General features: G+C 59.7%; 24 protein-coding genes. 8 read left to right on the top strand and 16 right to left on the bottom strand.

Annotation, left to right across the window (positions count from 1 at the left end; translation table 11 throughout):
• Positions 1–15: 15 nt before the first annotated feature.
• On the bottom strand, positions 16–585 hold the full coding sequence (gene plsY, locus NTD81_RS10440; protein ID WP_262182214.1) for a glycerol-3-phosphate 1-O-acyltransferase PlsY: 570 nt from the start codon (positions 583–585) through the stop codon (positions 16–18).
• Between the two features lie 90 nt (positions 586–675).
• Between plsY and folB the strand changes: the two genes are divergently transcribed.
• Together folB and folK are read left to right on the top strand one after the other, a co-directional pair.
• A complete protein-coding gene (gene folB / locus NTD81_RS10435) occupies positions 676–1,032 on the top strand; it encodes a dihydroneopterin aldolase (protein ID WP_262182211.1) in 357 nt (118 codons plus the stop codon).
• Positions 1,023–1,562, top strand: coding sequence for a 2-amino-4-hydroxy-6-hydroxymethyldihydropteridine diphosphokinase (folK, locus tag NTD81_RS10430; protein WP_262182210.1), 540 nt, complete (start codon positions 1,023–1,025; stop codon positions 1,560–1,562). Before folB ends, folK begins: the two co-directional genes overlap by 10 nt.
• Here the strand turns inward: folK and NTD81_RS10425 are convergent.
• From NTD81_RS10425 to NTD81_RS10360, 14 genes are all read right to left on the bottom strand, one after another.
• The gene (locus NTD81_RS10425; RefSeq protein WP_262182285.1) at positions 1,559–2,041 is read right to left on the bottom strand and encodes an OmpA family protein; all 483 of its coding nucleotides are present in this window, start codon (positions 2,039–2,041) and stop codon (positions 1,559–1,561) included. The two genes, folK and NTD81_RS10425, sit on opposite strands and share 4 nt — an antisense overlap.
• A 76-nt stretch (positions 2,042–2,117) precedes the next feature.
• On the bottom strand, positions 2,118–3,377 hold the full coding sequence (locus NTD81_RS10420) for a diguanylate cyclase domain-containing protein (protein ID WP_262182209.1): 1,260 nt from the start codon (positions 3,375–3,377) through the stop codon (positions 2,118–2,120).
• Entirely contained in the window at positions 3,374–3,862 is a 489-nt protein-coding gene (locus NTD81_RS10415) for a YfiR family protein (RefSeq protein WP_410017142.1), read from the bottom strand. The genes NTD81_RS10420 and NTD81_RS10415 overlap by 4 nt, the downstream gene beginning before the upstream one ends.
• Positions 3,863–4,130: 268 nt before the next feature.
• Positions 4,131–5,363, bottom strand: coding sequence for a multifunctional CCA addition/repair protein (locus tag NTD81_RS10410; RefSeq protein ID WP_262182207.1), 1,233 nt, complete (start codon positions 5,361–5,363; stop codon positions 4,131–4,133).
• 52 nt (positions 5,364–5,415) lie between these two features.
• Positions 5,416–6,990, bottom strand: a complete 1,575-nt coding sequence (locus NTD81_RS10405) for a SpoVR family protein (RefSeq protein ID WP_262182206.1) — start codon at positions 6,988–6,990, stop codon at positions 5,416–5,418.
• On the bottom strand, positions 6,987–8,258 hold the full coding sequence (locus NTD81_RS10400; protein ID WP_262182205.1) for a YeaH/YhbH family protein: 1,272 nt from the start codon (positions 8,256–8,258) through the stop codon (positions 6,987–6,989). The genes NTD81_RS10405 and NTD81_RS10400 overlap by 4 nt, the downstream gene beginning before the upstream one ends.
• A gap of 48 nt (positions 8,259–8,306) precedes the next feature.
• Positions 8,307–10,229 (bottom strand): PrkA family serine protein kinase, encoded by a 1,923-nt coding sequence (locus tag NTD81_RS10395; protein ID WP_262182203.1) that lies wholly within the window; start codon positions 10,227–10,229, stop codon positions 8,307–8,309.
• Positions 10,230–10,500: 271 nt separating this feature from the next.
• Positions 10,501–10,830: a thiosulfate sulfurtransferase GlpE gene (gene glpE / locus NTD81_RS10390; protein ID WP_262182202.1), complete on the bottom strand. Its 330-nt coding sequence runs from the start codon at positions 10,828–10,830 to the stop codon at positions 10,501–10,503.
• The gene (locus NTD81_RS10385; protein ID WP_262182200.1) at positions 10,827–11,648 is read right to left on the bottom strand and encodes a symmetrical bis(5'-nucleosyl)-tetraphosphatase; all 822 of its coding nucleotides are present in this window, start codon (positions 11,646–11,648) and stop codon (positions 10,827–10,829) included. The genes glpE and NTD81_RS10385 overlap by 4 nt, the downstream gene beginning before the upstream one ends.
• Positions 11,648–12,028, bottom strand: coding sequence for a Co2+/Mg2+ efflux protein ApaG (apaG, locus tag NTD81_RS10380; RefSeq protein WP_262182199.1), 381 nt, complete (start codon positions 12,026–12,028; stop codon positions 11,648–11,650). The genes NTD81_RS10385 and apaG overlap by 1 nt, the downstream gene beginning before the upstream one ends.
• A 64-nt stretch (positions 12,029–12,092) precedes the next feature.
• The gene (gene rsmA, locus NTD81_RS10375) at positions 12,093–12,905 is read right to left on the bottom strand and encodes a 16S rRNA (adenine(1518)-N(6)/adenine(1519)-N(6))-dimethyltransferase RsmA (protein WP_262182198.1); all 813 of its coding nucleotides are present in this window, start codon (positions 12,903–12,905) and stop codon (positions 12,093–12,095) included.
• A gap of 126 nt (positions 12,906–13,031) precedes the next feature.
• Positions 13,032–14,033, bottom strand: a complete 1,002-nt coding sequence (gene pdxA, locus NTD81_RS10370; RefSeq protein WP_262182197.1) for a 4-hydroxythreonine-4-phosphate dehydrogenase PdxA — start codon at positions 14,031–14,033, stop codon at positions 13,032–13,034.
• A gap of 134 nt (positions 14,034–14,167) precedes the next feature.
• On the bottom strand, positions 14,168–15,460 hold the full coding sequence (locus NTD81_RS10365; RefSeq protein WP_262182196.1) for a peptidylprolyl isomerase: 1,293 nt from the start codon (positions 15,458–15,460) through the stop codon (positions 14,168–14,170).
• Positions 15,441–18,248 (bottom strand): LPS-assembly protein LptD, encoded by a 2,808-nt coding sequence (locus NTD81_RS10360; RefSeq protein WP_262182195.1) that lies wholly within the window; start codon positions 18,246–18,248, stop codon positions 15,441–15,443. The genes NTD81_RS10365 and NTD81_RS10360 overlap by 20 nt, the downstream gene beginning before the upstream one ends.
• A 126-nt stretch (positions 18,249–18,374) precedes the next feature.
• On the opposite strand from NTD81_RS10360, the gene NTD81_RS10355 reads away from it, so the two are divergent.
• Genes NTD81_RS10355 through NTD81_RS10345 form a run of 3 tightly spaced genes read left to right on the top strand, consistent with a single transcriptional unit; the run spans position 18,375 to position 20,828 of the window.
• A complete protein-coding gene (locus NTD81_RS10355; protein WP_262182194.1) occupies positions 18,375–19,397 on the top strand; it encodes an aminoglycoside phosphotransferase family protein in 1,023 nt (340 codons plus the stop codon).
• Entirely contained in the window at positions 19,394–20,065 is a 672-nt protein-coding gene (gene murU / locus NTD81_RS10350) for an N-acetylmuramate alpha-1-phosphate uridylyltransferase MurU (RefSeq protein WP_262182193.1), read from the top strand. Before NTD81_RS10355 ends, murU begins: the two co-directional genes overlap by 4 nt.
• A 1-nt stretch (position 20,066) precedes the next feature.
• Entirely contained in the window at positions 20,067–20,828 is a 762-nt protein-coding gene (locus tag NTD81_RS10345) for a DnaJ domain-containing protein (protein ID WP_262182284.1), read from the top strand.
• A gap of 21 nt (positions 20,829–20,849) precedes the next feature.
• On the opposite strand, the gene NTD81_RS10340 is transcribed toward NTD81_RS10345, so the two are convergent.
• On the bottom strand, positions 20,850–21,911 hold the full coding sequence (locus NTD81_RS10340; RefSeq protein ID WP_262182192.1) for an alpha/beta hydrolase family protein: 1,062 nt from the start codon (positions 21,909–21,911) through the stop codon (positions 20,850–20,852).
• A 136-nt stretch (positions 21,912–22,047) separates the two neighbouring features.
• Between NTD81_RS10340 and NTD81_RS10335 the strand changes: the two genes are divergently transcribed.
• The 3 genes from NTD81_RS10335 (at position 22,048) to NTD81_RS10325 (ending at position 26,401) form a co-directional block, all read left to right on the top strand.
• Positions 22,048–24,423 carry a PAS domain S-box protein gene (locus NTD81_RS10335; RefSeq protein ID WP_410017141.1) on the top strand — a complete coding sequence of 792 codons (2,376 nt, stop codon included), beginning with the start codon at positions 22,048–22,050 and terminating at the stop codon, positions 24,421–24,423.
• Positions 24,401–25,045 carry a response regulator gene (locus NTD81_RS10330; RefSeq protein ID WP_410017140.1) on the top strand — a complete coding sequence of 215 codons (645 nt, stop codon included), beginning with the start codon at positions 24,401–24,403 and terminating at the stop codon, positions 25,043–25,045. Before NTD81_RS10335 ends, NTD81_RS10330 begins: the two co-directional genes overlap by 23 nt.
• A gap of 246 nt (positions 25,046–25,291) precedes the next feature.
• Positions 25,292–26,401, top strand: a complete 1,110-nt coding sequence (locus NTD81_RS10325) for an ABC transporter ATP-binding protein (protein WP_262182189.1) — start codon at positions 25,292–25,294, stop codon at positions 26,399–26,401.
• Positions 26,402–26,412: the final 11 nt, after the last annotated feature.

Here is a 26,412-nt window from a genome sequence, read left to right as displayed (position 1 = left end):
GCTCAGGCCGGGGATTCAGAAATGTCGCTCACGACCGGCAAACAGATCGCGTAAATTGCCGCGATGACGCCAGACGATCAGCCCCGTCAGTACGCACACCGGCAGCAAGGCCGCCGGTTGTTGCCAGGCCAGCAGCGGTAAGGTCAGTGGCGTGGCGATTAGGGCGGCGAGGGAGCTGGTGCGGGTCAGGACAAAGGTCAGCAGCCAGCTGCTCAGGGCCAGGAGTGCCGCCGGTGGATACAAGCCCAGCAGCATGCCGGCCGCCGTCGCCACGCCCTTGCCGCCGCGGAAGTTAAAGTACAGCGGGTAGAGGTGTCCGATTACCGCCGCGAGGCCAACCCAGGCTTGTTGTTGCAGGGTTAAGCCAAGCAGTTTGGCGATGAAAATCGGCACTACGCCTTTGAGCAAGTCGCCCAACAGGGTGAGAATGGCCAGACGTTTGCCGGCGACCCTGAGCATATTGGTCGCACCGGGATTGCCGGAACCCGTGGCGCGTGGATCGGGGCCGCCGACCCAACGGCTGAGGACGATGGCAAAGGACAGTGAGCCGAGCAGGTAGGCGAGCAGTACCAGCAGCCAAAACATGGTTCCATCCCGGGCAAGGGAGCCCGTTACGGGCAGATGGCCCAGATTCTAACTAGGTACGACAGCCTTGTCGTGCCACGGAGAGCATGCTTGGACACAGTTTTTATCGAAGGTCTGGAAGTCGATACGGTGATTGGTGCCTACGACTGGGAGCGGACCATTCGCCAATGTTTGCGCCTGGACCTGGCCTTCGGCTGGGATAACCGCCCGGCAGCGGCCACGGATGACCTGGCCAAAGCGCTGGATTACGCCGCCGTGTCGCAACGCATTCAGGCTTTTGCCAGTGATGCGCAGTTTATTTTGGTGGAAACCTTCGCCGAGCGCTTGGTCGAGCTGTTGATGGCTGAGTTCAATATCCCTTGGGTACGCCTTAAGTTGACCAAGCCCGGCGCGGTTGCGGCTGCGAGCGGCGGGGTTGGCGTGGAGATTGAGCGCGGATGTCGCTAACACCTGTAGTGCTGGGCCTGGGCAGCAATATCGAGCGCGAGCAGCACCTGTGCGCGGGGCTTGATGCGCTGGCTGAATTGCTCAGCGATATGCGCTGCTCGGCGGTCTTTGAAAGCTTGCCGGTCGGTATCAAGAGCGGGCCGTTTTTCAACCTGGTGGTGGCCGGATTTACCCAATTGCCCTTGGGCGAGCTGGACCGCCGCTTGAAGTTTATCGAGGCGGATAACGGCCGTTATGCCCCGCAGCGTAAGGGCTTGCCCCTGGATATCGATGTGTTGCTGTATGGCGATCTGGTCGGCAACTTCGATGGGCTGATTCTGCCGCGGGCGGAAATTCTCAAGAACGCCTTTGTCCTCTGGCCGCTGTCGCTGCTGTTGCCGCAGCAGGTGCATCCTGGCGTCCAGCAGTCTTTTGCAAAACTCTGGAGCGAGACGCAAATCGATCAGCAACTATGGCCAGTGAGCTTCAGTTGGGCGGGTCAGCAACTAACCAGCGCCCAGCTGTTAGCGGCTTATCCGGTTACGGGCTAGTGCTCGGTACTGATGATAATCGCCACCCGGCGGTTTTCACTGCGGCCCTCGGGGGTGTTGTTGCTGAAGATAGGTTTGCTTGAGCCGGCGCCACGGGTGGCAATCAGGTCGCGCTGCATGCCGGCGCTAACCATCACGTCGGCCACGCTATTGGCCCGCTGTAGCGACAGTTGTTCGTTATAGGACTCGCTGCCGCTGCTGTCTGTGTGGCCTTCGAGCAGGACCCCAACTATCCCGACATTGAGCAGTGCTTGGGTGATCTGGGTGATCTGGCTGGTGATCTCACTGTTGAGTTGTGGCGAGTCAAAGGCGAACAGCACCTTGGTCGACATGTTCAGCTCCCAGCCTTCATCGGTTAAATGAAAGCCATTGTTTTGCAACAGCTGCACCTGCTCTGCCGTCAGGGCTTTGGGGGGCGTGCTTTGACAGCCGCTCAGGAGCAGGATAGCCAGCAGGCTGGCCAGTAAGGTGTGGATCATGCTGCGCAAAATAAATCTCCCTATTTAGTGCTGCGTGTTTAGTCGTGCTGCGTGCGGGGACTGCTGCTGTGCTGGGTTACTCCGCGTCGGCGCAGCGGGTTTTGGCCATGGTCGGGCCGCAGTGGTTACGTTTCGCCTGGTACATCGCGACATCCGCCTCGTGGACAAGGGCGTCGGGGCTGTCGGCATGTTCGGGGTAGAGGGCAATGCCGATGCTCAGTGAGGTGATGATGTCGCTGCCATCCGGCAGAGTGATGGGGAGTTGCATGTTGTCGATGATTTTGTCGGCAATGCTCAATGCATCGCTCTCGCTGTAAATAGGCTTGAGCAACACGGCAAATTCGTCGCCGCCCAAGCGCGCGACGATGTCGTCCTCGCGCAGTTGTGCTTGCAGACGTTGGGCGATGGCGACCAGCACGGCATCGCCGGCGGCATGGCCTAAGCGGTCGTTAATGTCCTTGAACTTGTTGCTGTCCATATACAGTACGGCCAAGTGGCTGTTGCCGTCGCGGGCCTCACGCATGGCGCGCAATAGACGCGACTCAAAAAACGCCCGGTTAGGCAGGCCGGTGAGGCCGTCATGGCTGGCCTGGTGGGCGAGCGAAGCGTTCTCGTGCTGCAACTGATGCTGCCAGGCTTCGAGCTGATCGAGCAGGGCGTTGAAGTCGTAGGCCAGCTCGTGAAACTCGGCAATCTGCGGCGCCGGCACGCGTTGATTAAAGGTGCGATCCATCGAGATGTTGTGGGCCACTTGCGACAGGTCGCCGAGTGGCTGGGTAATCGCCCGTTGCATGCGCCGCGAGCCATAGATCACCCCAAGGCTGGTGAGGCCAAGGCTGGCCAGCAGCGCCAACAAGCCGCTCAGTAAGTAGCGCAGTAGAGTCCGCCCTTGTCCGCAGAGCTGCAGAGTGCCTAGCAGCTGACCGTTGTCGCTGATCGTGGCGATAAAGTCATTGGGCATTAAGGCATTGGCGATGAACTTTTCGACCTGCCCCATCAGATGCCGTTGATTGTTCTGCCGGCTGGCCAGCAGGGTGCCTTGGGCGTCGTACACGGCGACGCGGGCGATGTCTTCAGTGTGCAGCAAATGCTCAATGGCCTCGTGGATCGCTTCGCGGTCCTTGAACACCACGGCAGCCTCAAGGGCGTAAGCAGTGGAGCGGGCGGTCAGTTGCAGGTTCTGACTGGCGTAAGTGCTCAGCGCCAGCAGACTGATCAGCGCCAGCGGCAGGCTGGTCAGACCCATGGCCAAGAGCGCTAAGCGTAAGTGGGTACGCTGCAGCATGCCACGCAGGCTGGGTCGGCGTGAGGTGTGCGCGCTTTTGCGGCGATTCATGGCTGTGATCCTGCGCGCTGTCCCAGTTGCAGCACGTTAGGATGGATGCGCACGCCGCTGCGGGCGACGGCGTCTAGGTTGACTTTAAAGCCGACGTGCTCGTCGCGGATATTCAGGCAAAACAAGCTGCCTTCGTTACAGCCTTGGCTGGACTCACTGATGCTCAGAACCGGTTTGCCAATCAGTTGGCTGAATAGTAGCCGGCGTTGTTGTGGCTCCATCACGCCGATGTAAATAGCCTGGCATTCGCTTTCCAGCTTAGGGTTGTCTACCAGCAGGCGTTTGACGTGGATCTGGTAAGCCGAGGACATCTTCGGCTGTTGCCAGAGCAGGTCGGCGTACTCGGTCGGCGCGACGATGCACAGGTTGAGCGGTCGCGGCGTTTGTGGCCAGCGTGCATAGTTGAGGATGCCGTGCACCACGTTGGCGACATTGCTTTCCCGCTGTAAGGCACGGTTGTGTTCGGTGTCGGCAACCTGCGCCATGGCGCTACTGCACAAACCAGCGGCCAACAGAAGACTCACAAGGCGCTGTGCCAAGAAGCGTATGGGGGGCAAGGTAAGGTCTCCGTCGAGGCCGGTCATCATGGTCGATTCACATGCGCTGGCAGTCAGAGAGCCAGGTTCTTCTCTAATAAAAGCAGATTTAAAAAATTTCGGGAGCCCAGACGGGGGAATAGGATTTCTGGCGCCATAAATATGTTTGCTGCCAGTGCTTTAAGGGCTACAGCCTATCAGCACTGGATCAGATCAACTATGTGTCACGTTGTTCCTCACGGTAGTTCTCTAATGCCTGCAAGCGCAGTTTCTGCAAGCCCTGGCCGAGCTCGGCGCCGGTCAGTCCGCGCTCTAACAGAGGTTGTATGGTGACCCCCAGGGTGGCTTGCAGAGCGCCGCGCAGGTATTCGGCTTGGGGGTAGGCGCGCTGTTCAAAGCCCAAGCGGCCACGGGCATCCATTTCACAGCTGCTAATAAATTCGGCAAAGCGTTGTGGCCGGCGCCAGGCGTCAAAGGCTTGCAACAGCTTGAGCAGCGTTTGCGCTTTTAGCTCCAGGGCGCGGTGGCCATGGGTGTGGTATTCGCCAACCAAGAGCGCCAACTCTTGACAGTCTTTCGGTGCTTTAGTGCGCTGGTTGATTGCTTTGATTAGCGCCAGGCCCTTGTGCTCGTGGGCGATATGCTGCGGCCAGTGGTCTTGCGGGGTGAGGCCTTTGCCCACGTCATGCAGCAGGCAAGCCCAACGCACGGTCAAGGGTTGCTGATGCTCGGCGCATTGGCGCAGCACGCTGAGGACATGGGCGCCTGTGTCGATTTCCGGGTGGTGGGCTGCCGGCTGTGGCACGCCGAATAACTGATCGACTTCGGGTAGCAGCTGCTTGAGGGCTCCGCAGTCGCGCAGCACTTGGATAAACACATCCGGACGCGGCTCCAGCAGTGCCCGGGAGATTTCCTTCCAACTGCGCTCCGCAGTCAGGGCGTTTAGCTCGCCGGATTCACTTAACTGACGCATCAGCGCTAAGGTCTCCGGCGCCACGCTAAAGCCCAGCGGGGCATAGCGCGCAGCGAAGCGGGCGACGCGCAGCACCCGCAGTGGGTCTTCGGCAAAGGCCGGGGAGACATGGCGCAGCACGCGTGCGTCGAGGTCGGCGCGACCGCCATAGGGGTCGAAGATCTGCCCTTGGGCGTCTTCAGCCATGGCGTTGATGGTCAGGTCACGGCGGATCAGGTCGTCTTCCAGGGTCACTTCGGGGCTGGCGTAGAAGGTAAAGCCGCCATAGCCCTGGCCGCTTTTTCGCTCGGTGCGGGCCAGGGCGTATTCCTCACCAGTTTGCGGGTGCAGGAAAACCGGGAAGTCCACGCCTACCGGGCGATAGCCTTGGGCTAACAGTTGCTCGGCACTGGCCCCGACCACCACCCAGTCAACTTCCGTGACGGGCCGGTTTAATAAGCGATCACGTACTGCACCGCCGACTTGGTAAATCTGCATGACTAATCCTCCGTTGTGCCAAGCATAACGGCTGCAGGCAGTGCAGGCGCGATTAAATCGGTGGCAGCATGGGGGCTAGGCGCAGTATGTCGCTGCTGAGGTAATGCTCGGCCTGGGGCGGCTCATGCAAGCTGGCGACCTTTTGTTCACCTTGATAGATCTGCAGGTGGATATTAAAGCCCCACAGTCGGTGCAGGTGTTTGAGTACTTCGGCGGTGGAGTCGCCTAAGGGTTTACGGTCGTGCTGCTGGTGGCGCAGGGTCAGTGAGCGATCGCCACGGCGGTCAATGCTCCAGATCTGCACGTTGGGTTCGCGGTTGCCCAAGTTGTACTGCGCGGCCAAGGTTTCACGGATTTGCTGGTAGCCCGGTTCATCATGGATGGCGGGTACATACAGCTGCTCTTGGCGGTCATCGTCGACCACGCTGAACAGCTTGAGGTCACGAATCACCTTGGGCGACAGGTACTGCAGGATAAAACTCTCGTCCTTGAAGCTCTTCATGGCGAATTTGAGGGTGCTCAGCCAGTCGCTGCCGGCGATATCCGGGAACCAGCGGCGGTCTTCCTCGGTGGGGTGCTCGCAGATACGGCGAATGTCGCTGTACATGGCAAAGCCCAGGGCATAGGGATTGATCCCGCTGTAGTAGGGGCTGTCGAACGGCGGCTGATAGATCACGCTGGTGTGCGACTGCAAGAACTCCAGCATAAAGCCTTCGCTGACCAGGCCTTGGTCGTACAGATCATTCATCAGGGTGTAGTGCCAGAAGGTGGCCCAGCCTTCGTTCATCACCTGGGTCTGGCGCTGTGGATAAAAGTACTGGGCGATCTTGCGCACGATGCGGATGATCTCCCGTTGCCAGGGCTCCAGCAGCGGCGCGTGCTTCTCAAGGAAATACAGAATGTTTTCCTGCGGCTCGGCGGGGAAGCGTTTGTCGTCCTTACCTGCGCCTTTTTGCGCGCTCTTGGGGATGGTGCGCCAGAGGTCGTTGATCTGTTTCTGCAGGTGCTCTTCACGCTCGTGCATACGCCGCCGCTCTTCTTCGGCGGAGATCGGGTAGGGCCGTTTGTAGCGGTCGACACCGTAGTTCATCAGGGCGTGGCAGGAGTCGAGCAGATTCTCCACCGCATCGATGCCATGGCGCTCTTCGCACTGGGTGATGTACTGCTTGGCGAACACCAGGTAGTCGATGATCGAGCTGGCATCAGTCCAGGTGCGGAACAGGTAGTTGCCCTTAAAAAAACTGTTGTGCCCATAGCAGGCATGGGCGATCACCAGTGCCTGCATGCACAGGGTGTTTTCTTCCATGAGGTAGGCGATGCACGGATCGGAATTGATCACGATCTCGTAAGCCAGGCCCATTTGCCCGCGTTGGTAGCCTTTTTCCGTGCTTAAGAAGTGCTTGCCGTAGGACCAGTGGTGATAGCCCAGGGGCATGCCGACCGAGGCGTAGGCGTCCATCATCTGCTCGGCGCTGATCACCTCAATCTGGTTGGGGTAGGTGTCCAGGCCATAGCCTTGGGCAATTCGGGCAATCTCTTGGTCGTATTGGCGGATCAGCTCGAAGGTCCACTCGGAGCTGGTGGAAATCGGTTGGCGGCGCTGGGTCGCTTGGTCATCACTGTTCATGAGGTAAGCCTGCGCTGGAACAGATCACGGAAGACCGGGTAGATATCCCCGGCGGACACTAACTGCTGCTGGGCGAAGGTATCGGCGAAGGCCTCGCCAACCTGCTGGTACTCATACCACAGGGCCTGATGCTCACGGGGGGTGATCTCGACGTAAGTGAAGTACTGCACGAAGGGCATGATCTGCTTGAGCAGAATGTCGCGGCACAGCGGCGAGTCGTCGTTCCAGTTATCGCCATCGCTGGCCTGGGCGGCGTAGATGTTCCACTCGTTGACCGGGTAGCGCGCGGCCATGATTTCCTGCATCAGCTTCAGGGCGCTGGAGACAATGGTGCCGCCGGTTTCGCGCGAGTAAAAAAACTCCTCTTCGTCCACTTCGCGGGCGCTGGTGTGGTGCCTGATAAACACCACTTCGATCTTCTCGTAACTGCGCTTCAAGAACATATACAGCAGGATAAAGAAGCGCTTGGCGATGTCCTTGGTGGCCTGGGTCATGGAGCCGGAGACGTCCATCAGGCAGAACATCACGGCCTTGCTGCTGGGGTTGGGTTGCTTGATCAGCAGGTTGTACTTGAGGTCGAAGGTGTCGAGAAACGGCACCCGTTTGATCCGCGCCCGCAGTTTTACCAACTCTTCTTCCAAGGCCAGGATGTCGCCTAGGTTATCCGGCTGTTCTAAACGTAACTGCTCAAGCTGCTGCTCGAGGCTTTTCAGCTTGTGCCGGCTGCTGCCCGACAGGGCAATGCGCCGTGCATGGGCGCTGCGCAGTGTGCGCACGATATTGATGCGTGACGGGTTGCCCTCACTGCTGACGCCGGCGCGCACGGTTTTAAAGGTGTCGGTACCGGTGAGGTGGCGTTTGATCAGGTTGGGCAGCTCCAGATCCTCGAACATAAAGTCGAGGAATTCCTCCTGGGTGATCTGGAAGACGAACTCATCAATGCCGTCTCCGGCGTTGCTCGCCTGCCCGGCGCCCTGGCCGCCACCACCGCCTTGCGGCCGGGCAATATGCTCGCCGGCGGTGAATTCGCGGTTACCCGGATGCACCGTGGTTTGCTTGCCGCCGCGACCGTGGTGGAGGATCGGCTCATCAATGTCGCGCCCGGCGATGCTGATCTGCTCGCCGTGCTCCATATCGGTGATGGAGCGCCGGCCCACAGCCTCTTCCACCGCTTTTTTGATGTGCTCACGGTAACGCCGTAAAAAGCGTTGGCGGTTAACCGTGCTCTTGTTCTTGCCGTTTAGACGTCGGTCGATCACATGGCTCATAACGGCTCCCCGTGCGCTGCCAATTTTGGCTACACACTGCTGACGGCCTTATTGCGATTTACGCACGCGCAGATACCATTCCGAGAGCAAGCGCACCTGCTTGTCGGTGTAGCCGCGTTCCACCATGCGGGTGACGAAGTCGTTGTGCTTCTGTTGATCTTCCTTGCTCGCCTTGGCGTTGAAGCTGATCACCGGCAGCAAGTCCTCGGTGTTGGAGAACATTTTCTTCTCGATCACCACCCGCAGTTTTTCGTAACTGAGCCAAGTGGGGTTCTTGCCGTTGTTATTGGCGCGGGCGCGCAGCACGAAGTTGACGATCTCATTGCGGAAGTCTTTCGGGTTGCTGATCCCGGCCGGCTTCTCGATCTTTTCCAGCTCTTCGTTAAGGGCGACGCGGTTGAGGATTTCCCCGGTTTCCGGATCGCGGTATTCCTGATCCTGAATCCAGAAGTCGGCGTACAGCACATAGCGGTCGAAGATGTTCTGCCCGTATTCGCTGTACGACTCGAGGTAGGCGGTTTGGATTTCCTTGCCGATAAACTCGACGTAACGCGGCGCCAGGTATTCCTTCAGGAAGCGCAGGTAGCGCTCACGCACCTCGGCGGGGAACTGCTCCTGTTCGATTTGCTGCTCCAGCACATAGAGCAAATGCACCGGGTTGGCGGCAATTTCGTTGGCGTCGAAGTTGAATACCTTGGACAGAATCTTGAAAGCGAAGCGGGTCGACAGGCCGTTCATGCCTTCATCCACCCCGGCGCTGTCGCGGTACTCCTGGATCGACTTGGCTTTGGGGTCGGTGTCTTTGAGGTTTTCACCGTCATAAACACGCATTTTCGAGTAGAGGTTGGAGTTCTCCGGCTCTTTCAGACGGCTCAGCACCGAGAACTGGGCCAGCATTTTCAGGGTGTCCGGTGCGCAGTGGGCATTGGCCAAGGAGCTGCTGGTGAGGAGTTTTTCGTAGATTTTGATCTCATCGGACATGCGCAGGCAGTAGGGCACCTTGACGATGTAAATCCGATCGATAAACGCCTCGTTGTTTTTGTTGTTACGGAAGCTGTGCCATTCCGACTCGTTGGAGTGGGCCAGGAGGATGCCGCTGTACGGGATCGCGCCCAAGCCTTCAGTGCTGTTGTAGTTGCCCTCTTGGGTGGCCGTGAGCAGGGGATGGAGGACCTTGATCGGGGCCTTGAACATCTCAACGAATTCCATCAAACCCTGGTTGGCGCGGCACAGGGCGCCAGAATAGCTGTAGGCGTCGGCATCGTTTTGCGGGAAGTCTTCGAGCTTGCGGATATCGACCTTGCCGACCAGGGCAGAGATGTCTTGGTTGTTCTCATCACCGGGCTCGGTCTTGGCGACGGCGATTTGGTTGAGGATCGAAGGGTAGAGTTTGACCACGCGGAACTGGCTGATATCGCCGCCAAACTCTTGCAGGCGCTTGGTCGCCCACGGCGACATGATGCTGCCCAGGTAGCGGCGCGGGATGCCGTAGTCTTCTTCCAGAATGGCGCCGTCTTCGGCATCGCTAAACAGGCCCAAGGGCGACTCGAATACCGGCGAGCCCTTGATGGCATAGAACGGCACCTTCTCGATCAGGTGCTTAAGCTTCTCGGCCAGCGAGGATTTACCGCCGCCCACCGGACCGAGCAAATAGAGGATTTGTTTCTTTTCTTCCAGACCCTGAGCCGCATGGCGGAAGTAGGCGACGATCTGGTCGATGCATTCTTCCATGCCATGGAAGTCGGCAAAGGCCGGATAGCGGCGGATTACTTTGTTGGAGAAGATCCGCGACAGGCGCGGGTCGCTGCTGGTGTCGAGCAATTCAGGCTCGCCGATGGCGAGCAATAATCGTTCGGCGGCGGAGGCGTAGGCACTGCGATCTTGCTTACACAGTTCGAGGTACTCTTGCAGGGATAGCTCTTCCTGCCGAGTGGCTTCGAAACGTTGTTGGAAGTGGCTGAATATGCTCATGACTTCACCTCGCTCGATGCTCAGAGCGCAAGCGGGTCGGCCGGATGCTTGGTAGCCCCGCTGCGAATGCAGACGGGATGATCTCCCCAGTACCCCAAAAAAAGACACACCGACGATCCGCTGCCTGATGGCCGCTCTACTTTGTGTTGGATGGCTACGGTTAAGGATAGTTCGGATTCGGCGAGGTCAAGTATGAAGGAAATATTCTGTAGCTGAACGGCGCCCGACAATAGGGCTAAGGCCGCGTTGGGCGCGGCCTGGAGGGGGTGAATTATTCTTCAGCAGCGTTGGCGGTATGCTCAGGGAACGTCGCGCGCCACAGTTCAAAACCGCCATCGAGGCTGTACACCTGGCTAAAACCCTGGCCGACCAAGTAGGCCGCGGCGCTTTGGCTGGAGTTGCCGTGGTAGCAGGTGACGATCAGTGGCGCATCCAAATCGGCCTGGGTGATAAAGCCGTGCAGCGAGTGATTGTCTAAATGTTGCGAACCGCTGATGTGGCCGGCGGCGAAGCTTTGCGGGTCGCGGATATCAACCACTACGGCGCCTTGCTCGCGTAGGCTCTGCGCTTGCTCAGGGGGGATGCGGGTAAATTCGCTCATGCTTGCTCCTTACAGTCGCAGCTGTGTTTCTCGCCGCTATCAATATTCATCAAGGTCATGCTGGCGCCCCACACGCAGCCGGTATCCAGGGCCGTGACGCGGGGTTCGGTGCATTTGCCTTCAAGGGCGGCCCAGTGGCCGAAAATAATCCCGTTGTCGCGGGTTTTCCGCTGTTTATGGCTAAACCACGGGGCGTAACCCGGTGGTGCGCTGTCGGCGCCTTCCTTGGTTTTAAGATCCAGGGTGCCATCGGCTTTGCAAAAACGCATGCGGGTGAAATAGTTGGTGATCACCCGCAGGCGCGTCACGCCTTTCAGATCGCCGTGCCATTTCGGCGGCTCATTGCCGTACATGCCATCGAGAAACAGCGGAAACAACGCCTCATCGCGCAGGGCGTGCTCCACTTCGGCCGCGCGCTTAAGCGCCTTGCTCATGTTCCACTGCGGGGGGATGCCAGCATGCACCAGAGCCAGATTGCGCTGCTCGTCATAGTGCAGCAGCTTTTGCTGGCGCAACCAGTCGAGCAGCACGTCGGCGTCCGGCGCGTCGATAATCTCGCGCAGGGTGTCGCCCTTTTTCAGGCGCTCAATCTTATTCGCCACAGCCAGCAGGTGCAGGTCGTGATTACCCAGCACACAGGTCAGGCTGCTGCGGATGCTGTAGAGAAAGCGTAGGGTCGCCAGCGACTCAGGGCCACGGTTGACCAAGTCGCCGACCAGCCACAGCTGATCTTTGGCCGGATCGAAGGCGACCCGTTGCAACAGGCATTGCAGTGGTTTTAAACAGCCTTGTAGATCGCCAACTGCATAAGTCGCCATCAGTGCAAGGCTCCAGGGACGACCAAGCGGAAGGGCGCGATGGTCGCGTCAAAGCGTTTGCCGTCTTCGGCGAGCATTTGATAGCTGCCCTGCATAAAGCCCACTTGGGTGGTCATCAACGTGCCGCTGCTATAGGTATGGCTGGCACCTGCTGCAATCAGCGGTTGTTGGCCGATCACTCCGGCGCCGCGCACTTCCTGGACCTGGCCGTCGCCGTTAGTGATCAACCAATGGCGCGACAACAGTTGCGCGGGCAACTGGCCGTTGTTGGTGATGGTCACGGTATAGGCGAAGGCATAGCGGTTCTGATCGGGTTGCGACTGCTCGGGGAGATAGCGGCTGACCACGCTGACATCAATCTGATAACGCTCATCGCTCATAGGGCTTTAACTCGCTGAGCGGCAGACGCCTGTGCTGCGTTTGCCGCTGCTACTCACTCAAGGGCTAAGGTTGGGTTGGTGCGCTGGGTTGCGCTGCCAGTTGATCGGCCAAGCGCACGAAGGCAGCCAGATCCAGTTGTTCAGGGCGCAGGCTGCCGTCCACTTCGGCGACCTCGATAGCCTGCGCCGGCAGCAATGCTTTAAGGGTGTTACGCAAGGTTTTCCGCCGCTGGTTAAAGGCTTCGCGGACCACGCGCTCAAGCAAGCGATGGTCTTTGGCCGGGTGTGGCAGCACTTCGTGGGGCACCAGGCGGACGATCGCGGAGTCGACTTTAGGCGGCGGATTGAAGGCGCCAGGGCCGACGTTGAACAGATGCTCAACGCGGCAGTGGTACTGCACCATGATCGACAAACGGCCCCAGTCACCACCGCCTGGTTCGGCCGCCAGACGCTCGACCACTTCTTTTTGCAGCATAAAGTGCATGTCGCGGATCAGGCCGGCGTTGTCCAGCAGATGGAAAATCAACGGCGTGGAAATGTTGTAGGGCAGGTTGCCGACCACGCGCAGGCTATGGGGCGCGGCTTGCAGTTGCTGGAAGTCGAACTTCAGGGCATCGCCTTGGTTGAGGCGAAAGCGCGGGTTGTGGCCAAACTGGTTTTGCAGAATCGGCACCAGATCGCGGTCCAGCTCGATCACGTCCAGCTGCGCACCGCTGTTGAGCAGCCCTTCGGTGAGGGCGCCCTGACCTGGGCCAATCTCCAGCATGTGCTCGCCTTCGCGGGCATGGATGGCACGCAGAATGCGGTGGATCACCCCGGCGTCGTGCAGAAAGTTTTGGCCAAAACGCTTACGCGCGCGGTGTTGGTACTCGGACATGCAGCAGCTCCAAGCTTCAAACCGGGGGCTTGAAGCGATTTAAAACGGGCCTAAACCCATCAAGAAAGCCCAGCAGTTTAACAGCATTGCAGCGCCAGGCCGCGACTGGCGCTGTGGCTCAAGCAATTAGCTGGCCGGCGTCTGACTGGCGGCCATGGCATAGGCGGTTTGCAGGGCGACGTTGAGGCTGCCGCTGTCGATCTGGCCGCTGCCGGCTAGGTCCAGCGCGGTGCCATGGTCGACCGAGGTGCGGATAATCGGCAGGCCCAGGGTGACATTGACCGCAGCGCCAAAGCCTTTGTATTTGAGCACTGGCAGACCTTGGTCGTGGTACATGCTCAGCACCGCGTCACAGTGTTCAAGATGCTTGTGGGTGAACAGGGTATCGGCGGGCAGGGGGCCGACCAGGTTGATGCCTTCGCTGCGCAGTTGCTCGAGGGTCGGCTCGATCACTTCGATTTCTTCGCGGCCCAGATGGCCACCTTCGCCTGCATGGGGGTTCAGGCCGCAGACCAGAATGCGCGGTGTGGCGATGCCGAACTTGGTGCGCAGGTCGTGGTGCAGAATCCGCGTTACCCGGCTTAAGCGCTCCGGGGTAATAGCGGCGGCTACGTCTTTGAGTGGCAGGTGAGTGGTCACCAGCGCCACGCGCAGGCCGTGGGTGGCGAGCATCATCACCACCTGTTCGGTGTGGGTCAGCTCGGCCAGAAACTCGGTGTGGCCGGAGAAGGCGATGCCGCCTTCGTTGATCACGCCTTTATGTACCGGCGCGGTGATCATACCGGCGAAGTGCCCGTCGAGGCAGCCTTGGCCGGCGCGGGTCAGGGTCTGCAGGACATAGTCAGCGTTGGCGGCATTCAGTTGGCCGGGCACCACTGGCACGGCTAAAGGTGTATCCCACACATACAGGCTGCCGGCGGCTGCCGGTTGCTGCGGCCAGTTGCCGGGGCCGACAGTCACCAAGTTGATGCTAAGGCCGAGCAGGGCGGCGCGTTCACTCAGCATCTGCACGTTGGCAATGGCGACTAAGGCTTGCGGTTGCGCTTCACGGGCCAACAGCAGGCATAAGTCAGGGCCGATGCCGGCAGGTTCGCCAGGGGTGAGGGCAAAAAGGCGGTTACTGCTCATCTGTCAGTTCTCAATACGGGCCTGGCTGGCAACTTAAGGCAGGCCAGCACGTAGGCGATTGGCGTAAAAAAGCCCGGCTTTGCGTAAGCATAAGCCGGGCTTGATCGGTGTGGGCTAATTCTGCCGAGCGCCGGTCAGAGTTTGATCTCGACGTAGGCTTCGTCGCGAATCTGCCGCAGCCAGGCTTGCAGCTCTTCGTCGTACTTGCGGTTACGCAGGACGGTCAGCGCTTGTTGCTCACGGAACTGCGCGCTGCTGTCGGTGGCGCGGCGGCCGAGGACTTCCAGCACGTGCCAGCCGTAAGGGCTCTTAAAGGGCTTGGACAGCTCACCGGCTGGGGTGCTGCTCATCACATCGCGGAACTCTGGCACCAGTACATTGGGGTCGATCCAATTCAGGCTGCCGCCGTTAAGCGCCGAACCTGGGTCTTCGGAGTACTTCTTGGCCAGGTCGGCAAAGTTTTCCCCGGCCAGGATGCGCTCATACAGACGTTCAACCAAGCGCTTAGCATCGGCTTCACTGCGGATTTCGCTGGGTTTGATCAGGATATGGCGAACGTTAACCTCGTCCCGCACCTGAGTCTCGCCGCCGCGTTTTTCTTCCAGCTTGAGCATGATAAAGCCGCCCGCAGTACGCACGGGCTCGGTGACTTGGCCGACCGACAGGGCGCTGAGCATGGCATCGAACGGTGGTGGTAACTGACCGGCTTTACGCCAGCCCATTTCACCGCCGTCCAGGGCGTTCTCACTGGCCGAGTTGGCCATGGCCAAACGACCGAAATCGCTGCCTTGCTGAGCCTGCTGGTAAATTTCTCGGGCGCGCTGCTCAGCCGTCTGGATATCCTGTGGCGAGGCAGCGTCGCTGACCGGAATCAGGATGTTAGCCAGGCGGTATTCTTCCGACAGCTGCATCTTGCCCATGTCCGAGGCGAGGAAGTTTTTCACTTCCTGCTCGCTGACCTGGATGCGCTCGGCCACACGGCGTTGACGCACGCGGCTGATGATCATCTCGCGGCGCACTTGTTCACGGGCATCGTTATAGGACAGGCCATCGCGGGCCAGAGCCTGCTGGAACTGTTCGACGCTCATGCCGTTACGCTCGGCGATGGTGCCGATGGCCTGATTGAGTTCTTCATCACCAATGCGCACCCCGGAGCGATCACCGATCTGCAGCTGGATGTTTTCCAGAATCAAGCGCTCCAGCACCTGCTGTTGCAGGGCCTCGGCTGGCGGTACCTCAGCACCACGCTGGGCAATGGTGCGCTGCACTTCTTGCAGGCGCGTTTGCAGTTGGCTTTGCATGACCACGTCGTTATCGACGATGGCCACCACGCGATCGAGCGGGCGCACTTCAGCCTGAACCGCGCCAGCCAGCATTAGTGCGCCCAATAGCAAGGGGCGCACGCAGTTAGAAAGCTTTGTCTTCACGTTCACGATAACCTTGAATGCCTTTGTCGAGGAACGACTCGGTTTTTTGGCCCATGATGCCGCCGAGGCCCTTGAGGACGATTTGCAGGAAGATGCCACGGTCGCCTTCACTGTTGCGATCGCGGTCCAGACTGACTTCGTCGTAATCCACCCAGTAACGGCTGATCAGGCGCAGTTTCCAGCAGCAGTTGTCGTATTCGAAGCCGCCGAAGGCTTCCAGAGTACGGTTACGGCCGTAGTCATACTGCCAGCGCGAGATCACGCTCCACTGCGGGACGATCGGCCAGATGACCGAGAAGTCATGTTGGTCGATCTTGTAGTAGTTCTTGATGTAGTTCGGGTTTTTGACATCTAAACCAGTGGCTGGATCTCTTATAAACTCGGTCCCATAGTCCGAACCATAACCCCAAGTACCGGTGGACTCGTCATAACGGACGCTGTCGTTACGGTAGCGGTAGCCGACGTTAACCACTTTGTTGACGTTGTCTTCCGGCTGGTAATGGAACATGGCACTGCCGGAGCGGGTGCTGTGGCTGTCCGGGTCCCAGTTCAGGTCGGAAGTGAAGTTCCAGTCGCGGTTAAAGCGATACTCGTATTCCAGCGCATAGGGCGAGACGTTTGCGGTCGAGGCCGCACGAGTGCGGTAGTCGATGCCTGGCATCTGCACTTTGCGGTCTTGGAAGTAGAACGACTGGCCAATGCTAAAGCGCTGGCGCTCAAAGCCGTTCTCTTCGATCCAGCGGTTAGTCACCCCTAGCGAGATGCGGTTTTCATCACCGATGCGGTCGCGGCCGCTAAAGCGGTTGTCACGCCACAGCGAGGCATAGCTGAAGTTGCTTTCGCTGGTGTCGAAGACAGGGATGTCAGTTTGATCCTCATTCGGTACGTAGAGGTACATCAAGCGCGGCTCCAGAGTCTGGCGGTAGTTTTTGCCAAACCAGTTGGTATCGCGATCGAAGTACAGGCCACTGTCGACGCTAAAAATAGGCACGCCACGGTTTTGCGTGCCTTTGTATTTTTGCTCTGCCAGCAGGCTGGCTTTGCCTTGGCTGTCCAAGTCGAGGTCGTAGTTGGTATAGAGGTATTTAATCTCAGGCTTGATAAAGCCCCAGCTCCAGTCCAGCGGCAGGCTTACGCCAGGCTCAACGTGGACACGTTGGCCATTAGCGCGGTCGAGGCCGCGTAGATTGGCATCAAACCAAGGCCGGCCAAGGCTACCGTCAGGGTTGGTTGGACCACCATCTTCATCTATATAACGGCCGGTACGCAGGTCGCGGTCAAAGCGCACGTACTCGGTTTTGTAGCTGAAGTTCAAGCCTTCTGGCTTAAACGGCAGTACACCATCGAGGGTCAGCTGTGGCAGGCGGTCGTACTGAGTAATGTCGGTGATGTTGGCACGTTCATAGGCGTGCACATTGAGCCTGGCGGTGTAGCTGTCGCCGCGATAGGTCAGGGTGCCGCGCTGATCGACGGCGCTGCGGGAGCTGAGGCCTAGGTCGCTGTTCAGGTCTTGGAAGTAGTACGGGTCACTGATGTCGGTGTAGTCGACCTCAGCCATCAGGCGCGAAGTCAGGCCTGTGACGTGCTGCCAGTTGTACATCCAGCGCTGATCTTTGTACTCCGACGCCAACTCACGCTCGTCGCTGCGGTCGTTGAGGTACGCCGCGCCGACTTGGCCTTCGCTGTCTTTGGTCAGGTAGCGGAACTCACCTTCCATCAACATGCCGCGCTTGGCCATAAAGGTTGGATACAACGTGGCGTCGTAGTTCGGCGCCAAGTTGAAGTAGTACGGCGTTTGCAGAGTAAAGCCGTTGTCGCTGGAGGTGCCGAAGCTAGGCGGCAGGAAGCCGGACTGGCGACGGTCATCAATCGGGAAGTAGATATAAGGTGTGTACAACACCGGAATATTCTTCACCCGCAGGGTCACGTTGGTTGCAGTACCAAAACCAGTGGCCGGGTTCAGGGTGATGTTGTTGCCCTTCAGCGTCCAAGCGTTGCTACCCGGTTCGCAGCTGGTGTAGGTGCCGTCTTTGAGGCGGATGATCGCGCTCTCTTCACGTTTGGCATACAGCGCGTTACCGCGCAGGTGGCCTTGGTGGATGACGTACTCGGCGTTATCGACCCTGGCCTCACCGTTATCCAGTTGCAGCTCGGCGCGGTCACCGACCACCAGCATGCCTTTGTCGCGCAGGCGCACATTGCCGACCAGCTCACCACGGTTCTCGGCTTGCAGCAGGTTGGCCTCGTTGGCCTCGACTTGCATGCTTGACTGACGCAGCACCACGTCACCGGCGAGGGTGGCGATTTGCTCATCCTGCTCGTAGCGTGAGGCCTTGGCCGAAACGAACATCGGCGCTTGGCTCATCGGCGTGGTGTCGTTCATGCCCGGACGGGTGGGTTCGATATAGGCACCCGAGCAGTACGGGCCGGCCTCAGCCAGCTGCGCTTCGGTGAGTTTCTCCCGCGGCACCCAGTCCAAGTGGCTGTAATCGGCGCTACGCGAGGCCAGGGCTTTACCTTTGGCCTCGGTGACCAAGGTCACGGCCGCCACTTTCGCTTTACCGCTGGAAGCACTGCCGCTGGCCAACGAATCACGTTGAACTGGGCGCTCAGGCAGGGCAGCATTGCTGGTTTTGGGCGCGCAGGCCCAACCACCAGTAGCAGAAGCTTGGCAATCGAACTGCTCGGCAGCCGTTGCATATTGCAGGGCTACGGGTTGAAGAGCGAGGATGCCGCCCGTTACCAGTAGGGGAAATTTTTTGCGAAACGCGGGGTATTTAACTGCCATCTTATTTTTTCCGGGCTTCCTGCGTGCCAATCGCCCTTGAGGCCGCACGCCTCTCGATGGGCTTGAAAAGATGCTGGATAATAAAGCATGACCCGCGCAACGGCTAGCGTCGTCGGAGACCTTGTAATGCCTGATGAAGATGTACGTCTTAAACAGCTGGAAAATTGGTTAGCGGAAATACTCCCGCAACTCTTTGTAAGCCACGGCTGGGGGGCTCTAGCCCCTGCTACATTGACCGCCGCCAGTAGCGATGCGAGCTTTCGTCGTTATTTCCGCTGGCAGTGCGGCGCGCGCAGTTTGATTGTTATGGATGCGCCGCCACCACAAGAAAACTGTGAGCCTTTCGTCAAAGTTGCTCAGTTATTGGCGCAGGCGCAAATCAATGTGCCGCAAATTTTGGCCGCTGATATCGAGCACGGCTTTCTTTTATTAAATGATTTAGGCCAACAAACTTATCTGGATGTGATCAATCCAGATAATGCTGAACAACTATTTAAAGATGCCGTACAGGCGTTGTTAGCCCTGCAACAACTGCCCATGGAGACACCGTTACCCAGTTACGACGAAGCCTTATTGCGCCGTGAAGTCGAGTTGTTCCCGCAGTGGTATGTGCAGCGCCACTTGGGTCGCGAGTTCGATGAGCAGCAGCAAGCACAGTGGCAGCGCATCAGCCAGTTGCTGATCGACAGCGCCCTGGCCCAGCCCAAGGTGCTGGTGCACCGTGACTTTATGCCGCGCAATTTGATGTTCTCGGCGCCCAATCCCGGCGTGCTGGATTTCCAAGACGCGGTCTATGGTCCGGTCAGCTATGACATCACCAGCCTGTATAAGGACGCCTTCCTCAGCTGGCCCGAGGTGCAGGTGCAGCAGTGGTTGCGGCAATACTGGCAACAGGCCCGCGCCGCCGGTATTCCGGTGCAAGAGGATCTGGACGCGTTTTTGCGCGCCAGTGATTTGATGGGCGTGCAGCGCCACCTCAAGGTCATCGGTATTTTTGCGCGGATCTGCCACCGTGATGGCAAACCGCGCTATCTGGCCGATGTGCCGCGCTTCTTTGCCTATATCGAAACGGTGATCGCCCGTCGCCCTGAGCTGGCCGAGTTGGGGCAATTACTGACCAGTCTGAATACTGTGCAGGTCCCCGCATGAAGGCGATGATTCTGGCGGCCGGCAAAGGCGAGCGCATGCGCCCGCTGACCCTGCACACGCCCAAGCCGTTAATTAAAGCCGGTGGCACGCCGCTGATCGAGCACCACCTGCGCGCTCTGGCTGCGGCTGGTTTTACCGAAGTGGTGATCAACCACGCTTGGCTCGGCCAGCAGATTGAGGATTATCTCGGCGATGGCACGCGCTTTGGCTTGCGTATTGTCTATTCGGCGGAAGGCGAGCCATTGGAAACCGGCGGCGGCATCCTTAAAGCATTGCCGTTGCTCGGTGATCAGCCTTTTGTGTTGATCAGCGCGGATGTGTTCACCGATTACCCCTATGCCAACTTGCGCCGGCCGCTGAGCGCTCTGGCTCACCTAGTGATGGTGGATAACCCCGGCCATCACCCGAGCGGGGACTTCGCTTTGGTCGCTGGCCAGATCAATGAGGCGCCGGCTGAGCAGCGCAAGCTGACCTATAGCGGTGTTGCGCTGCTCTCGCCGCAGCTATTCGCCGGTTGCACGCCGGGGGCCTTCAAACTGGTGGATTTGCTGCGTCGGGCGATTGCCCAAGGGCAGGTGAGCGGCGAGCACTTTACTGGCTGCTGGGTGGACGTCGGCACCCACGAGCGCCTGGCTGAGGTTGAGCGCTTGCTTGAGGCGCATGCCTAGTATGCTTTGGCCGGCGACTTTGCTCGGTGCGGCGGGCGGCTTTGCTCTGGCCAGCATCCCCGGTGCGTTATTAGGCGCGCTGCTGGGCCAGGTGGTCGATCGCCGCCTGCGTTTGCAATCCTGGGCTGCTTTGCGTGAGCGCCTGGGCGGGCAGGCTGAGATCAAGCCGGAGCAGTTGCAGTTTGTTCTGCTTGGGCGCTTAGCAAAAAGCACCGGACGGGTGTTGCCGGCGCATATCCAGCAAGCCCAGGCCGAGATGCAGCGTTTGGGCTTAGGTGTGCAAGCCCAGCGCTTGGCGATTGAGGCGTTTAACCGTGGCAAAAGCGGTCGTGATCATTTACGTGGTCCACTGCGTCGCCAGCGTGATAACGCCCAGCCGCTGTTGCGCGCTTGCTGGCGTATGGCCTGGATTGAGGGGCAGGTGAGCAAAGTAGAGCGCGAACTCATCACGCAGTGGGCCAACTGGCTCGAGGTGCCGCCGGTGTTGCAAGCGCAACTGGCCCAAGGCTATACGCCGCGCCAGGAGGCGCCGCTAAGCACGGCGCTGAGCACTTATCAGCGGGCATTAAAGCTGCTGGGGGTGGCGGAGGACGATCAGCCGGCGCAGATCAAACAAGCCTATCGGCGCTTGCTCAGCCGTCATCATCCGGACAAGTTAGCAGGTAGTGGAGCGGCGCCGGAGCAGGTGCGTGCCGCCACTGAGCGCACCCGCGAGTTGCATCAGGCCTATGAAGTGGTGCGTCAGCGCCATGGCTTTCGCTAGCGCTCAGCCACCCCTGGGGGTTTATTTTTTCGGCGTCTTAGCTTGTTCGCTCAGCCAGCCACGGATGCGCCGGTAGGTTTGCTCCTGGGCCACTGGCGGGTTGCCGGGCAGGGCTTTGAGGGCTATCTGGGTGTAGCTGGGGTGCTGCAGACGCTTACTGGCCTGCAAGCGTTTGCGCGCGGCTTGGCTGCTGAGTGGCTCGTTGTTATTAAACAGGTCGGCGGTGCTTAGCTGCAGGGCCGGCAGCAGCTCATCCAGCGGTGGGGTGAAGCCTGCGGGCAGTTGGGCATCGAGCGCAATCAACTGCTGCACTTTGGCCTCTTTATGTTCCTGCAGATAACGCGCCGCCCAATAGGCGCCGCTGCCGTGGCCGAGCAGGGTGATGCTCTGGGCGTTGTGCTCAGCGGCGAATTTAAGGCCGGCGTCAATGCGCGCCATGACCCGCTGGCTATAGGCGCTACGTTGCTCTTCCAATTGTTTCGCGCTGTCGACAGCGACTGTTTTATCTGGGCTGGTATCTGTCTGGGCATCCGCTGGCGCCGGCTCGGCGGGTGTCTCGTCCTTAGCTGACGCTTCGCTTGCAGGCTGCTCCGTCTCTGCCGGCTGCGGAGACGTTGGCGTCTGCGGCGCGGGGCGTTGCAACGGAATATCACTGGCCGGACTGGGCAAACTTAAGCTCAGACTATGCCAGCCGCCATCAGGCAACTTGTGCCGCAGCGGGCCGATACTCCGTGGATCGTCCGCGCTCTCTTCGCTACCGGGCAGCAGCACCACCACGCCGCTGGGCTCAGCCACATTGGCTGGCAGCCACAGGGCTAAAAAGCTTTCATCGGCGCCTTGCAGTTGTTGCTGTTGCTTGGCTTCCAGCTGTTGCTCTAAGGCTTCTGCCTCGGCCTGACTGCGCTCAGGTAGCGGCGCGCGAACCACTTCTGGCGCTGCTGCCGGAGCCGGCGCGGCATCGCTCTCGCTGGTGTTGGCAGGATTAGTCGCTGTCTTATCAGGCGCCTCTTCGCCATACGCGGCAGCGCTGCTCAATGCAGTTACTAACAGACACAGCAACAGGTGGCGGGGGCGATGGGACATGGCGATTTCCTATACACAAGCGGGGCGCTCTGCGCGCCGTGAGCAGTGGGTTGGCAGATTAACACTAGTGCGCGATGGCCATTACTGAGTAAGTTAGCGGCACATTTTGCCTGACAATCTTGGGAGTGCCAGCGTCGTGCGGTTTCTTTGGGTGTTGTGGTTGTGGCCGGCGCTGCTCTTGGCCGATGGCCTGAAACCGGAGCAGCAACAGTGGTTGCAGGAGCATCCGCAGTTGCGTGTGGGACTGATCATGCAAGCGCCGTGGGCGCAATTCGAGCCGCGCCACGGCGAGCTGTCCGGGGCCAATGTGGAGTTGATCAGCCAGCTGCTGCGCGGGCTAAAGGTGCAGCCGCTGTGGCTGCGCTTTAGCTCGCAAGTGGAACTGGAGCAAGCCTTGCAACGTGGCGAAGTGGATCTCGCCCCAGGTTTGCAGCAGACCCCAGCGAGTCTGCGCCGTTGGCACTTCTCCGACCCTTATCTACGGGTGCCGCACTTAGTGGTGGGCGAGCGGCGCAGTGGTGGCGCGCTGGATTTGGAGCAACTGAGTCGCGATGACGTGGTGGTGCTGCGCGGTCCCAGCCAGGCGCTGGATTATCTGCAGCGCAGCCACGCCAACCTGCGCTTGCAGATCGTCAGCAGCGAGCGCGAGGCCCTTGAGGTGTTGCAGCGTCAGAATGCCAGTTACGCCGTGGTGGATGAGGCGCAGCTCAGCCTGCTGCTGCGCGAGCCACAGTTCGCCAGCCTGAGTGTCGTCGGCGATGTGGGTTTGCCGCAGTTGTTGCGTATTGCCAGCCGGCCCGATCAGCCCATGCTCGGGACCATCCTCGAACAAGCGCTGCAAGCCATGCCCGCGAATGAGCTGGAGCGCATCCACAACAAATGGTTTGCCCTGGATCGCAGCGTCTCGGTCGACCCGTTGCCGTTCTGGCGCAGCATCAGTGCACTGCTGTTGGTGTTGCTGCTGGCGGCAGGCTTGCTGGTGAGCTACTTGCTCAGCCAGCGGCGTTTGCTTGAGCGTCAGTTGATTGAAGCGCGCGAGGTGATCAGCCGTCGTGAAGAGGCCGAGCAGGCGCTGCGCTTAAGTCAGTTTTCCATCGACCACAGCACCGTGGGCATCCTTTGGGTGAACTGGGACAGCCATGTGCGCTACGCCAATGCTGCGGCCCAGCAGATGCTCAAGTTCGCCGACGGCGCCTTGGTCGACCTGCCCTTGCAGCGCCTCGATCCGCAGATGGACATGGACCGCTGGTTGCAGCTCTGGCGTCAGGCGCGCAGCAGTGAACAGGGTGCGCGCGGCTATGAGGTGGAGTATCGACAGGCCGATGGCGCGACCTTGCCGGTGGCGGTGTCCTTAAGTTTTTTACGCTTTGGTCGCAGTGAGTATCTGGTGGTGTTCCTCACGGACATCAGTGAACGGCGCCGTGCGCAAGCCGCTCTGCAAGAAAGCGAGGCGCGCCTGCAAGGCATTGCCGGCAACGTGCCGGGCCTGGTGTTTCGCCTGGAGCGTTATCCCGCCGAGAAAGCGGTGGAGTTTGCCTATATCAGCGCCGCCAGCCAGGACTTGGTCGGCTATCCGCCCCATGAACTGCAACGTCCGGAGCGCGGCATTCGCAGTCTGGTGCACGGCGATGACTTGGCCGACTACTTACGCATCCAGAGCCAGGCCTTCAGCACCGACAGTGACTGGCAGTGGCAGGGGCGCATCGTCACCCGCGACGGGCTGGTGCGTTGGGCTGATATCAAAGCCACCACGCGCCTCCTGCCCAATGGCGTGGTGGTGTGGGATGGCATCGTCTGGGATATCAGCACCAATAAACAGGTGGAGCTGGAGTTGGCCGACTCCCGCGCCCACCTGCGCGAGCTGGCGGCGCACTTAGAGTCGGTGCGCGAAGAGGAAAAGGCGCGCATTGCCCGTGAAGTTCACGATGAACTGGGCCAGGTGCTCACCGTGCTCAAGCTGGAAACCGCCATGTGCGAGCTGGCGTTCGGCGGCCAGCTGGACGGCTTGGATGAGCGTCTGCAGAGCATGAAGCGCCTGATCGCTCAGCTGTTCCAGCTGGTGCGCGATGTGGCCACGGCGCTGCGCCCGCCGATTCTGGATGCCGGCATTGCCTCGGCTATCGAGTGGCAAGTCCGGCGCTTTGAGGCGCGCACGCAGATCCCTTGCTTGGTTCAGGTGCCGGAGCAGGTGGCGAGCATCAGTGATGCCAAGGCCATCGGCCTGTTTCGGGTTTTGCAGGAGGCTTTGACCAACGTGTTGCGCCATGCCCAGGCCCACAGCGTGCAGGTTTATTTGCGCCAGGAAGCGGGGGAGCTGTGCCTGAGCGTGATCGATGATGGTCAGGGCTTTGCCCCGGAACAACGTAAACCCGGACAGTCGTTTGGCTTGGTGGGCATGCAGGAACGGGTATTAATGCTCGGCGGCGAGTTGCAGATCGACAGCCTGCCGGGGGAGGGCACTACGCTGCTGGTGCGGGTGCCGGTCGCTGATGAGGAGCAAAACCTTGATTAGGGTTGTAGTGGCAGAAGATCACACCATCGTCCGTGAGGGCATTAAACAGTTGATCGGCATGGCCCGTGATTTGGAGGTGGTGGGCGAGGCCAGCCATGGCGAGCAGTTGCTTGAGCTGCTGCGCAAAGTCGAGTGCGATGTGGTGCTGTTGGATATCTCCATGCCGGGGGTGAGCGGCCTGGAGGCGATTCCACGGATTCGCGCTCTCGCACAGCCGCCGGCGATCCTCATGTTGTCCATGCACGATGAGGCGCAGATGGCGGCCCGGGCGCTGAAGGTCGGCGCCGCGGGCTACGCGACCAAGGACAGCGATCCGGCATTGCTGATCACGGCGATTCGCAAGGTCGCCGCTGGTGGCCGCTATATCGATCCGGCGCTGGCCGACCGCATGGTCTTTGAGGTCGGCCTGACCGATGCGCGGCCCTCCCATGCGCAACTGTCCGAGCGTGAGTTTTCGGTATTCGAGCGTTTGGTTCGCGGCGAGGGGGTGAATGAGATCGCGCAGCATTTGGCGGTGAGCAATAAAACCGTCAGTACCCATAAAGCCCGCTTGATGCAGAAACTCGGCATCCACTCGGTGGCTGACCTAGTGAGGTATGCGGTAGAACATAAACTGTTCTAAAACAGGGCGCTTAAAGCCCGTCTATGGCGGTTGTCCATGGCCTTGCAAGGCCTCTAGGGCGGGCCTTTGTGGTGCGCTGGTGCACTGCCTTGACTCATGGGGTGTCGGGTGTTTTTATGTAGGAATCGCCCTACAAAAAATACTCCGACTACCCTACCGAAGGTTGTCATCCTGCCTGATTCTTTCCAGTTAATACCCCCTCTAGTCTTGTGCCATTGAGCTCAAGACAACAAAAAAGGTGGGGTGATGACCGGGTCTCAGGCAAGCGATGTATTGGTGAGCTTCCGTGGCGTGCAAAAGAGCTACGACGGCGAAAACCTGATCGTCAAAGATCTCAATCTGGATATTCGCAAGGGTGAGTTTCTCACCTTGCTGGGGCCGTCCGGCTCGGGCAAAACCACCAGCCTGATGATGCTGGCGGGCTTCGAGACGCCAACCGCAGGGGAAATTCTGCTCGGTGGGCGCTCCCTCAACCGTCTGCCGCCGCACAAACGCGACATCGGCATGGTGTTCCAGAACTACGCGCTGTTCCCGCACATGACAGTGGCTGAGAACCTCGCGTTCCCGCTGAGCGTGCGTGGCATGTCGCGCACCGACAGCACCGAACGGGTGAAAAAAGCCCTGGCCATGGTGCAGCTGGATAACTTCCGCAACCGCTATCCCGGCCAGCTTTCCGGTGGTCAACAGCAGCGTGTGGCCCTGGCCCGGGCGCTGGTGTTTGAGCCGCAACTGGTGTTGATGGATGAGCCGCTGGGCGCGCTGGATAAACAACTGCGTGAACACATGCAGATGGAAATCAAACACCTGCATCAACGCCTGGGCGTCACCGTGGTGTACGTCACCCATGACCAGGGCGAAGCGCTGACCATGTCTGATCGGGTGGCGGTGTTCCATCAGGGCGAGATCCAGCAAATCGCTGATCCACGCACCTTGTACGAGCAGCCGAGCAACACCTTCGTCGCCAACTTTATTGGCGAAAACAACCGTATTAGTGGGCGTCTCGCCAGCCGCGATGGGGATCGTTGCACCATCACTTTGGCCCGTGGCGAGCAGATCGAGGCTCTGGCCGTGAATGTCGGCCAAGTGGGTGAGCCGGTGACTTTGTCGATCCGCCCTGAACGAGTGCGCCTCAATGGCCACAGCGAGGCTTGCCGCAACCGGTTCTCCGGTCGCGTAGCCGAGTTTATTTACTTGGGCGATCACGTGCGGATTCGCATGGAGGTATGCGGCAAGGACGACTTTTACGTGAAGCAGCCAGTAGCAGAACTGGATGCGGCGCTCAGCGTCGGCGATTTGGTGCCGTTGGGTTGGCAGGTGGAACATGGCCGCGCCCTCGACCCGCTTATGCCTGACTAAACGTCAACCAT

It is taken from the genome of Pseudomonas sp. 5P_3.1_Bac2, assembly GCF_025465995.1.
Classification (GTDB): domain Bacteria; phylum Pseudomonadota; class Gammaproteobacteria; order Pseudomonadales; family Pseudomonadaceae; genus Aquipseudomonas.
This window is presented reverse-complemented; position numbering and strand designations above follow the sequence as displayed.